Raw genomic sequence first — 10,702 nt, 5'->3', positions numbered from 1 at the left:
GGATTCTTCATCCCGTCGAGTGAACCCCCGCCGACCTGCACCTGCAGGTCACAACAACGTGCCCGCAGAAATCGAACCCGCGGGAGTAGAGACATAGGGCCTGTCTGGAGGATCGATCATGTCTGCTTCTCCCGGTTCTCCCGGCCTGGCCGAGCATCGGCCGCCGGCGGCCACCGACCGCCTGGCCTGGTGGAGGCACATCCCGGCGCTGGCCTCCGCCGCCGCCGGGATCAGGCAGGCGTCCGACGCCTGGGACGCGGTCTCGGACTCCTTCTGCGACGGCGACGGCTGGCCCCTCGACGAGCAGGGATGCGAGGACGGCAAGGTGAAACGCGACGCCGAGGCGTGGAAACACGTGAAGGTCTTCCTCGCCCACGGCCCCGAGGTCCTGGCCGGCGTCCGCGCTGCCGCCAGTGGTGCCGACTACGTCGCGGGGCCGATCAGCGAAGACCTCCGCCGGCTGCGCGGGATCGACACCACCCTGGAACGGGCGGGACAGCTCCGGCGCGAGTGGGATCAGATCATGGCCCTCATGGACGCCTCGCTCCCCGGCTCCCGGAAGCTCTACGAGAGCCAGGCGAAGGAGGACCGCAACGCCGACGGCTGGCACTACGCCGACGAGTTGTCCATCCGCGGCCCGGCCCTCGTACGGGCCGCGGACTACCTGGCCGGCCGAGCGGACCGCGAACAGTCCTCGCGGGCCGAACAGGCACGCGTGGCCCTCGCCCGATCCGCCCCTGGCCGGCACGGTGCCCTGCCGGTTTCTCCCCCGGCGCCACCGGCACCCGGCCCACCGGTGCCGGGGCGCTCCCGCTGACGCCAGTAGACCGAGTCCCGGCGGGACCAAACCTTCCGATCGCCAGATCCTCGTGGACCACCGCCCGCCCGACACCGCGTGCCCGCAGCCCGCGCCGCCGACCGCTGGAACACCCCACCACGGAGAAAACCCATGCACCAGGGCAACCCCCTGATCACCTTCGAGCGAGAGGGACCACACATCACCGCGTGGACCAGCACCGTCTCCTCGCCTGCTGTGTCCGAGGATCCGAAAGAGGATCACGGGTACGGCCACCTCACTGCTCCTCTCCGCCAGCGCGGCCTGGAGGTCACCGTCGAGTACGGCCTGAGCGACTACATCGTCCACGCCACCCTCCCCGGCGGCAGTTCGCTGATCATCTCGCCGCCGCAGGAACCACCCGGCGAGTACCCCGAGTTCCCGGAGAGCTGGACGGCGATCCGCCACCGGGACACCGGGCCCTCGGTGTACGAAGAGATCTACGACTCGGAACCCGGCGGCCCACACGCCCGGTACGGCGGCAGCGTCCCGAGTCTGCTCGCCGCCGTCGACGCCCGCCTGGACCAGCTCGGCGTGCCGCCACGCCCCGAACAGCAGCGCTCCTCGCAGGAGCGTGACGCCGACGCCGTGCTCCGCCGTGCGGGTTTCATCGCCGCCGTCTCTTTCGATGGGGAGCGCTACCACCGGCTGCCCACGGCCATGACCGATCCGACCGAGCAGCGGCGGGCGGTGACCCGGGCTTTCGCCGCGCTGCAGGACGAGGGCTTCACCGTCCTGTGCGACTCAGCCCTGCTCACGTCCAAGGGCCGAAGTCCGACAGACCGGACCGCCCTGCCGGCCTCTGCTCAGCCACGGGTGAGCGCTGCTCTCGCGCCCTCGCCGTCGGCCGGACCGCGCACGGTCCGCACACCCCTGGCGACGGACCCTCCCCCACGTCCCGTGCTTCCACCCGCACGTCCCTCCACCACCCTTGGTCGCTGATCTCTTCCCGTCTCGGAGTACGCCGTATGCCTCTCACCAGCAGAACCCTTCCGGCCCTCGACCTCCCCCGTCATCGAGCCCGCACCGGATGGATCAGCCGTGTTGCCCACCTCCGCCGAAGAACTGCTTGCCGACGTCACCGTCGGCCGCCACCCCGACTACGGCATCGTCGCCGCGAACCCCAAGAACCTCGCCGCCGGCACCTGGATGCTGGAGCGGCTCGACTTCCGCCCTGTCCTGGGCGAGGCGACCCTGTACGCCCTGACCGACCAGCAGCGTGACGGGCAGGGCCGCGCCACGCGGGCCGTCGCGCTGCTGCGCAATGCCGGCTTCCGGGTCGACACGGACGCCGTGTTCAACCCCTCCCTGGTACCCACCCCGGGGCCCGTCCCGTCCCGGGCTCTGCACGCCGAGCCCGATGTCGCATTCGCCGAGCATCCGCGGCTCGGCATCGTCGCGGCCATCGACAGCCGCGCCTCCGGACTCACCGGACTCGCCCTGATCGAACGCGGCTGGCGGCACGATCACCGCCTGGACATCTACATGCTGCCCGGCGCCAGCCGCGACGAGGCCCTGGGGAAGGTCGCCGACGCCACGCTGGCCCTGCACCGTTCCGGTGTCCAGGTCGCGGTGCAGCCCCGCCTCGCCCAGGACGTTGCGGCCCGCCACCGCCCCGCGCCCGCCTCGTCCCGCGACCGTGTCCAGGGCGCTGGCCGTAGTTCTCCGATCGTGGCCGCCGCGCTCGCCGCCAGCCCGGCCCTCGCCAATCTCCCGGGCAAGGCGCCGGGGTCGGCTCCCGCCACGTCCGTCGCGGCGGCCCGGCCGGTCGACCCGCGCATCGCGTTCTCCTGCAACCGCTGACCCAACTCCCGTAAGGAATACCGCCCATGGCCGTGAAGACCATCTGGCCGATCAACCACCTGCACGTCCATGTCGTTCCTTGGCGAGTGGACGAGAACCTGCCCCTTGCCCTGGACCCCTCAGCACGCCGTTCACGCCGCGCAGAAGGCCTCGCTCTCGGGGTCAAGGCCGAGGCGGGCACTCCAGGATCCGGCCGTCGACGGTCCCGATGAGCAAGTGCCCTTGGGGCGCGACAGCAAGGGACAGTGCGGTGGTCGGTGCTCCTTCGACCTCGAGCTCGGTGTTCCATCGCACCGAGCCGTCGGCGGCGTCCAGTGCTGTCAGGGCGCCGGAGTTGTCGGCCACGTAGACGGTGTCCCCGTCGGTGTCGAGGGCGGTGGCGGGATAATCGGTGCGGTGCTGCCACTGCACTGAGCCGTTCAGGGATCGCCGCACTGTGTAGGCCCCACCGGGTTGGAGCCCGTGGCCATGGTGGACAGCGCCGGCATAGACCAGGGACTGTCCGATTTCGACTGCGGGACCCCCGAAATGGTGCTCTGCCGGTACCCAGGAGTGCGGGAAGAGCGGCCGCAATGTCCCATCGGCACCCAGGGCGGTGACCCATTTTTCCCTATGCGGCTTGTCCGGGTCAGTGCCGACCAAGAGGTACGGTTGGCTCGCGCGGCGGACGGCGAACGGATGATTGAACAGGTCGAAATGGCCGACCTCAGGACCGTTCACCGGACCGTCCAGGTCGAACATCACCAGCCGTTCGGGATGCTTGCGGCGGCCGCCCAACGGCCTCAGGATCGCCCTTTGGCCGCCTGCGACAAGAACCGTGAACACGCCCGGGCTCAGGGTCTCCAGCACCTGCCCTGTGTCGACGGCGATCCGGGCGACTCGGGGTGCGGAGGTCTCCCAGCGCCTTCCGTTGCGGCGACTGCGGCGCTCGGCGTTAGTCCAGACCGATGTGCCGTTGGAGGCCAGAACCAGCTGTCGGCCGCCTTCCTCATCCTCAACCGCCCATTGCAGGTCTCCTGATGGCAGCCACGACTCCGCCAAGATTCCGTCCAGAGCGGCCAGCACACGGCCGTCCTCCGTTCCTTCGACAGCCCATACCCGCCGGCGCACGGACCACTGCCGACCGGCCGAGGCCGCGAGGTCCGCGAGGGTTCGGCGGGCCTCCGCACTGTTATCCGGATGGACGACCGGTTCCGCGGGGGCGGCCAGCTCCTCGGCACCGATCGCCCCCCGCCCGACGGCACGCCAGTCCGAGCGAGCCACGACGACCGTATGCCCCTGCTCGTGTGCCTGAGGGTTCTCCCAGTCGTCACACGGCGCCAAGACCAGACGAAGAGCCGTCTCGCTGCGCCATTCCACGCTGAGCACCTCCCGCGGGTACAGCAACGAGGACACGACGTCGCCGGAGTCCAGGTGGATCAGCAGCAGCTCGCCTTCGAAGGAATAGCCGCCGTCGTAGCACCCCGTACCAACGGCCAACAGAGGAAGAACGGGGTGGAAGGCGAGAGACCGAACGGGGTACCGAGATCGGACCAGGTGCCGACACCGCAGCCCGTCATGCTCATAGACACCGATCCGATGCCCCGTCCATCGGGAGTCCGCAGTCCCACCGCCACTCCACTGGACATGCCCGAGGTCCCCACCCACAGCGACCGTCCGCGAGCGCTCGTCAACGACGGCCAGAGCAGGTTCTCCAATCTCGGCGAATGGGCCGTCGCCGAACACGCGTCGGACTATCGGCACGAGGGTCATACAGGGTTCCTCCCAGGGCGGCACATGAACGACCGCCGTCCCGGGCGCGGCACGGCGGCAGCTCATGATCCCGTCGGGCGGCGGGGTACACCATTGGATTTCATCCGGGCAAAGCACTGCCCCGTACAGCCCGTGCCCATCTGGGTGAACGTGGCGAGCCGATGGCATTGCGATCCCCCTGTCTCGCGAGACACACAAATCGCGAAGAACACAGCTGCGGCCATAAAGCCGACCGAGAACCCCTACTTCTAGCCGCTCGGTGCCCCGCTGCGGCGGGGCACCGAGTCCTCCTCTCCCGCCAAGGTCAGGGACGGGTGAGCACGGCGTCTATCAGGGATCCCCGGCCGGGCCAAATCCCGAATCCTGCTGATTCTCTCCCTGTTGGTCCGACCTCCGGACCCTCGTTTCTTCCTTCTCTTTCGAGGTAGACACCGTGATCGCCCACCTGCAGCGCGCCAGCGACACCGTCGGCCTGCTCGCGTACCTGTATGGGCCGGGTGAGCGCCGCAACCACACCAGCCACCGGTTGATCGCGGGCGACGGTCACGGAGCCCCAATCGAACTGCTCGCCGAGCCGGGTTCGCTGTCCTACCTGGCCCGCGCTCTCGACGCGCCCGTCGAGCGTCTCGGGGCCCGCGCCCCCGTGCAGCCGACCTGGGTCTGTTCGGTCCGCTCCGACCCGCGTCGGCCCGACCTCACCGACTCGCAGTGGGCCACCGTCGCCCGCAGCCTGGTGTCCGCCGTCGGGCTCGCCCCGGACGGCGATCCCGACGCCTGCCGGCGGATCGCCCTGCGCAACCAGACCCGGCAGGTGCACATCGTCGCCACCGTCGCCCGTGAGGACGGCGGTCTCCACAACACCTACCGCGACATCTTTCGCGTGCAGACCGAGTGTCGGTGCCTCGCTGCCGAGCTGAGGCACCTGCCCGCCGCTCCCGACCCGACCCCCCGCGCCCAGGAGGCCCACGTGCCTGCTCCTTCGATCATCATTACGTCCGAGTTCAGCGGCAGCGTCGTGGCAAAGGGGGCCACCGACGATCTCTCCGCCTCGATCCTCAAGCATGCTGGCTTCCAACAGATCGACGACTGGCACGGCCGGCGCCATCGCCTTCCCACCACCACCCCAATCGCTGACAAGGTCGCCATCGCCACCCACGCAGCCGAGATGCTCCGCGCCGCCCGCTACAGCGTCGATCTGCCTCCCTCCCTGGACACGGCCCGGATGAGCGCGCCGGCCCACCCACTCGGGCCCTATGCCGCCGGAGCGGAACTCCTCCAGATCACCGACCGGATCCGATCGGCCGAGAACGGGGCCGACCTTCAGCGGGCGGTCGACCAACTCCTTCACCCCGAGCACGGCGCCCTGGAGCGCGTCCGCGAAGCGTTGGAGGCAGCCAGTGAGCACATCAACGACCTCGACGACGAGGCGTACGCGCTCGCCGACCGGTTCGGCTTCGCTGCGGAGTTCGTCAGCTCGGCGCAGTCCGAACTCGTCGATTCCGAGGCCGAGTTGCGCCGTGTCGGCAACACGCAGCAGCCCGAGACCGAGACGCGGACGCGCTCCCCGAAACTGCCCGATCACCGGGACGCCGCTCTGGCCACTTCGCCAGCCGTGGCCAAGGCCAAGGTTTTCCCGTCCCTCGGCGTCGAGGCGACGGACTCCACTGTGGCCGTGCGGCCGTCGCACGCCCCTGGTCCGCGGCGGTGACTCTGGTGATCTCGTCGTACGCGCCCGCCGTCCTGGCTCCCGCCTACCTCACGCGGGCGGTCGATGCCCTTGCCGACAACCGGACCCTGTCAGGCGGACCAACACCGGCACCAGCGCCCCGCCATCCACCACGCCGCCCCGTCCGCGGAACGCCCCGCTCCCTCTGCCGATGAAGCCTTCCGTTCGATCCGCAAGGAGTAGGCCCATGAGTTGCACGAGAGCCGAGCGCGCCCCGCCCTACCCGCTCGCACCCCAAGGAACCGCCCGTGCCTTCCCCGCGCACCAGCGCGCCGTCGACCACCACCGGATCCGACGCGCTCCTCTATCTCTTGTTCGGCGCCCTCGGCGCCGCGATGGCCTTCGGCTCCCTCGCCTGGCTGACCGGCAACCTCACCAACTCCCTTGTCGGAAGCAGCCCGTGGACCCCGTTCCGTGCCACCGACGCCCTGCTGCACCCCGAGGTGCTGTGGCCGGCCCTGAGCACCACCGCGCTGCTGGTCGGCGTCCGCGTCGTTCCCGGCCTGCTCACCCTTGCGCTGATCACCACCGGCCTGGTGCTGTGGCTGCGCTGGCGCTCCGGCGCCAAAACCGGTCTCGCCCGCAAGTCCGACCTGGCGCCGCTGCTGGACAAGGAGATCACCGCCAAGGCCAAGAGCCTGCGGCCGTCCCTCGGCGACCGGGAGCGCAAGGAGATCGCTCCCGCCGACCGCGGCATCCTGCTCGGCACCCTCGATCCGGGCCGGACCGATGTCCGGGCGTCCTGGGAGGACGTGATCGTCGCGATCATGGCCCCGCGTTCCGGCAAGACGTCCGGGCTGGCGATCCCCGCAATCCTCGCGGCCCCCGGTCCGGTGCTGCTCACCTCCAACAAGGCCGCGAACGACGCGTTCACCGCCACAGTGGATGCCCGTGCCGAGGTCGGCACGGGCTGGACCCTCGACCCGCAGCAGATCGCCCATCATCCGCGTGAGATGTGGTGGGACATCCTGGCCGACGCCCGGGACCTGGCTGGGGCGAAACGGCTGGCCGGGCACTTCGTCGCGGCGAGCGTGGACGAGTCGAGCGGCTCCGACTTCTGGTCCACCGCCGCGTCCAACACGCTCAGCGCACTGTTCCTGGCCGCCGCAAGCCATCGACGGCCGATCACCGACGTGCTGGCCTGGCTCGCCTCCCCCGCCGACCGGACCCCGGTCGACCTGCTCACCGACGCCGGCCACGACGCGGTCGCCGCACAGCTCCAGGGCACCGTCTCCGGCGCGACCGAGACCCGCGACGGCATCTATGAGACGGCGAGGCAGTACGCGAGCTGCCTGCTCGACCCGGAGGTCGCCGCCTGGGTCACCCCGAGCGAGGACCTCCCCGAGTTCAAGCCCCTCGCCTTCGCCACGTCCCGCGACACGCTGTACCTGCTGAGCAAGGACGGCGGCGGCAGCGCGTCGGCGATCATCGCGGCGGCGGCCGACGCCGTGATGCGCGCGGCCGTGATCGTCGCCGAGCGCTCCGGCGGGCGGCTCGACCCGCCCGCCCTGTGCGTCCTCGACGAGGCCGCCAACGTGTGCCGCATCAGCGACCTCCCGGACTTGTACTCGCACCTGGGCAGCCGGGGCGTCATCCCGATAACGATCCTGCAGTCCTACCGGCAGGGCCAGCGGTGCTGGGGCGAGGCCGGGATGGACGCCCTCTGGTCCGCCGCCACCGTCAAGATCGTCGGATCGGGCATCGACGACGCCGACTTCGCCGACCGCCTCAGCCGACAGGTCGGCGACCACGACGTCCAGACCGTATCGGTGTCGACGAACGAGGGCGGCAAGTCCACCTCAGTGAGCATGCGCACCGAGCGGATCCTCCCTCCCGACGCGATCCGCGCCCTGCCCAAGGGGAAGGTGCTGCTGCTGGCCACCGGCCTGCGGATCGCCATGCTCAGCATCCGGCCCTGGTACAAGGAGCCCTCCGCCAAGGTGGTCGGGCCGGCCTCCGCCCGCGCCACGAAGGCGATCACCGAGCGGGCCCTCGCGAAGAGCATCGGGCACGACGACTTCGGGCTGTCGGCATGAGCGCGCCCACGCCGCCTTCCGCGCGGCTGGCGCAGTCGCCGGCCGTCCTGCGCGAGGACCGGTGGTGGCTGGTCGGCGATGCCGGATCGGTTCCCGTCGCCGATCCCTCCTTCGCCACCGTGCTCGACGACCTCGCAGAGGCGATGGCCGCCGCCGACCGTGCAGTCGCCGATCTGCGTGCCCAGCCGAGTGAGCCGTCCGCTTCCAGCATGGGAGGCCGTCGATGAACCCGCTGCTGAATGCCGAGCAGGCGGTCCTCGGCGCGGTGCTCCTCGACCCGGGCCAGCTCGCCCACCTGGAGTGGCTCGCGCCGGATCACTTCTACCGGCCAGTCCACCAGGCCCTGTTCGCCGCGCTTCGCAAGCTCCGGGACGGTGACCACCCCGCGGTGGGGGGCGAGGGGCCGGTGCCGCTGTCGTGGGTGACCGACGCTGTCGACGAAGCCAGCCTCCATGTCAGGGGACTGACCGCCTCGTACGCCCATCTCCTGGTCTCGGCCTGTCCGCGTGCAACGCACGCTCCGGTGTACGGCCGCATGGTGCTGGAGGGGGCGATCCACCGCACCGTCACCCAGCACGCGATCCGGCTTCACCAGGAGGCTCGCACGGGCGCCCTGCGAGGCGAGGTCGAGGGAGCGCTGCACTACGCGGACGTCCTGACGGGGGTACTCACCGATCTCGCCCGGCGGTGGGGCACCGAACCGCGCCCTGTCGCGCCCGCGACATCGCAGGCCCCCGACCCGCCTGCCCTTCTGCTGGCTCAGGCCGATCGGGCTGCCGAGGACGAGGTGTTCCTTCTGGCCGTACTCGTCGAGCGGCCGGAGGCCATGGGCAAGGTGGTGGACTGGCTGCGTCCCGGGGATTTCGCCGACCCGGTCCACGGGCAGCTCTACAGGTGCCTCGGGGCGCTGCACCACAGGGGCGAGCCCATCGACCGGATCACCCTGCTCTGGGAGGCCCAGCGGCGCGGCCTGCTGGCCGACGGCACGCTGTCGGAAGACCGGTTCGCCGCCATCTGCGACGGCGTGGGGGCCGGTGACGCCGAGTGGCTCGGCAAGCAGGTGATGCGTTCCTCCCTCACGCGCACCGCAGCTGCCTCCGCCCGCGCGGTCCGCGCCCTTGCCGCGGACGAGGTTCTGGCTCCGGGGCGGCTGATCAACCACGCCCTGCACGCTCTCGGCCCGCTCGACGAGGTCCGCGCCCGCTGGCAGACCGCGAACGGCCGGCCAACTTCACGGGCACCAGCCACCGCTTCCTCTCCAAACGGTCCGCCGACGGCGCGCGTACACGCTGCCCTCACCCGCAGTACGCCGCGCCCCGCTCCGTCTCCACCGGGCCAACTCGGCCCCAGGCCCACCCCGACCGCCGCACGCCCGCCCTCGCGCAACCACAGCTGACATCCCTTATCCACCGCTCGTCCTCACGTACAGGAATTCATCGTGACCACGAACCCTCTCGCTGACGCCCTGGCCATACGTGCCACGGCCACGGCCTTCGACGCCCAGCGCGGCAAGCTCCCGGTCCCCGGCGACCCTCACCGCCTCCCCGGCAGCGTCGCCGTCGCCCAGCAGATCTCCGAACTCGGCAAGCTGATCACCGACCTGGGCGACGAGGTCCTCTTCCGCACCGTCAACAGGGACCACGGCTCCCGAACTTCCCTGGCCGTGTCCAGCTTCTCCGCCTCCGTACGGCCCGCTGGTGAGGCGGCAGCCGCGCTTGGGGAAGTGGCCCAGCAGCTCGCGTTCCTGGAACGGACCGAGCACCTGCACGACCGGCCCGACACCCGGGATGCCCGGGAAGCGGCGGGGCGGGTGATCGACGAGGCGCTCGTGACAGCGGACACGGCCCTGCGGGAAGCGGCCGACTCCTTGCACGCCGCCTCGACGGCAGTCTCGCCGCCATCGTCCCGGCTCCGGGCCGCCATCGGCCGGACCACCACCCCCGTGTACGAGGCCGCACCGGCTGCCCCCGCGGCACCGGCGTCGGCGACGGTTGCGCCCCGGACCGTACGGGCCCGGTGACATGCCCGCCACCGTCTCCCACCCTCCGCTGATCGGGTCACTCTGCTCCGGGTACGGCGGCCTCGACCTGGGCGTGCAGTCCGCTCTCGGCGGCACGCTTGCCTGGCACGCAGAGGTCGATCCGAACGCCTCGCGCATCCTGGCCCACCACTGGCCCGGCGTCCCCAACCTGGGCGACATCACGACCGTCGACTGGTCCACCGTCCCCCGCGTGTGCGTCCTGACGGCCGGCTTCCCCTGTCAAAGACGTCTCGGTCGCCGGCCGCCGGGCCGGACTCAACTCCCAGACCCGATCGGGGCTGTGGCTGCACGTCGCCCGTGCGGTCGAGGCCCTCCGACCCTGCTTGGTAGTGATCGAGAATGTGCGCGGCCTCCTCACCTCCCCCGCCGGTTCCCCTGGCGACGTGGAACCCTGCCCGTGGTGTCTGGGAGACACCGCAGGCCAGCCTGCTGTGCGCGCACTCGGTGCCGTACTCGGATCCCTGGCCGACCTCCGGTTCGATGCGCGCTGGTGCGTGCTTCGCGCCTCT

General features: G+C 71.0%; 9 protein-coding genes and 2 pseudogenes. 10 read left to right on the top strand and 1 reads right to left on the bottom strand.

Going from position 1 to position 10,702, the window contains the following annotated elements:
• The first annotated feature begins 118 nt into the window (after window positions 1–118).
• The 3 genes from ACFUJR_RS37195 to ACFUJR_RS37185 all read left to right on the top strand — a co-directional run bounded on the left by ACFUJR_RS37195 (window position 119) and on the right by ACFUJR_RS37185 (window position 2,638).
• Window positions 119–817, top strand: coding sequence for a hypothetical protein (locus tag ACFUJR_RS37195; protein WP_383178903.1), 699 nt, complete (start codon window positions 119–121; stop codon window positions 815–817).
• Between the two features lie 132 nt (window positions 818–949).
• The gene (locus ACFUJR_RS37190; RefSeq protein ID WP_383178906.1) at window positions 950–1,777 is read left to right on the top strand and encodes a hypothetical protein; all 828 of its coding nucleotides are present in this window, start codon (window positions 950–952) and stop codon (window positions 1,775–1,777) included.
• 99 nt (window positions 1,778–1,876) lie between these two features.
• Window positions 1,877–2,638, top strand: coding sequence for a hypothetical protein (locus ACFUJR_RS37185; protein ID WP_383178908.1), 762 nt, complete (start codon window positions 1,877–1,879; stop codon window positions 2,636–2,638).
• A gap of 162 nt (window positions 2,639–2,800) precedes the next feature.
• On the opposite strand, the gene ACFUJR_RS37180 is transcribed toward ACFUJR_RS37185, so the two are convergent.
• Window positions 2,801–4,117: a PQQ-binding-like beta-propeller repeat protein gene (locus ACFUJR_RS37180; RefSeq protein WP_383178911.1), complete on the bottom strand. Its 1,317-nt coding sequence runs from the start codon at window positions 4,115–4,117 to the stop codon at window positions 2,801–2,803.
• A 706-nt stretch (window positions 4,118–4,823) separates the two neighbouring features.
• Here ACFUJR_RS37180 and ACFUJR_RS37175 point away from each other — a divergent pair.
• The 7 genes and pseudogenes from ACFUJR_RS37175 to ACFUJR_RS37145 form a co-directional block, all read left to right on the top strand.
• Window positions 4,824–6,098 (top strand): hypothetical protein, encoded by a 1,275-nt coding sequence (locus ACFUJR_RS37175; RefSeq protein ID WP_383178913.1) that lies wholly within the window; start codon window positions 4,824–4,826, stop codon window positions 6,096–6,098.
• A 266-nt stretch (window positions 6,099–6,364) separates the two neighbouring features.
• Entirely contained in the window at window positions 6,365–8,152 is a 1,788-nt protein-coding gene (locus ACFUJR_RS37170) for a type IV secretory system conjugative DNA transfer family protein (RefSeq protein WP_383178917.1), read from the top strand.
• The gene (locus ACFUJR_RS37165; RefSeq protein WP_383178920.1) at window positions 8,149–8,379 is read left to right on the top strand and encodes a hypothetical protein; all 231 of its coding nucleotides are present in this window, start codon (window positions 8,149–8,151) and stop codon (window positions 8,377–8,379) included. The genes ACFUJR_RS37170 and ACFUJR_RS37165 overlap by 4 nt, the downstream gene beginning before the upstream one ends.
• The gene (locus ACFUJR_RS37160; protein WP_383178923.1) at window positions 8,376–9,548 is read left to right on the top strand and encodes a DnaB-like helicase N-terminal domain-containing protein; all 1,173 of its coding nucleotides are present in this window, start codon (window positions 8,376–8,378) and stop codon (window positions 9,546–9,548) included. The genes ACFUJR_RS37165 and ACFUJR_RS37160 overlap by 4 nt, the downstream gene beginning before the upstream one ends.
• 42 nt (window positions 9,549–9,590) lie before the next feature.
• Window positions 9,591–10,172: a hypothetical protein gene (locus tag ACFUJR_RS37155; protein WP_383178926.1), complete on the top strand. Its 582-nt coding sequence runs from the start codon at window positions 9,591–9,593 to the stop codon at window positions 10,170–10,172.
• Between the two features lies 1 nt (window position 10,173).
• Window positions 10,174–10,356, top strand: a pseudogene (locus ACFUJR_RS37150) (hypothetical protein); the annotation flags it as partial.
• Window positions 10,357–10,471: 115 nt separating this feature from the next.
• A pseudogene (locus tag ACFUJR_RS37145) lies at window positions 10,472–10,702 on the top strand (C-5 cytosine-specific DNA methylase); the annotation flags it as partial.

The sequence above is a fragment of the Streptomyces sp. NPDC057271 genome (assembly GCF_042668715.1).
In the GTDB taxonomy this organism is placed as follows: domain Bacteria; phylum Actinomycetota; class Actinomycetes; order Streptomycetales; family Streptomycetaceae; genus Streptomyces.
Note: the sequence above shows the minus strand (reverse complement) of the source record. Positions and strands in the feature narration are given on the sequence as shown.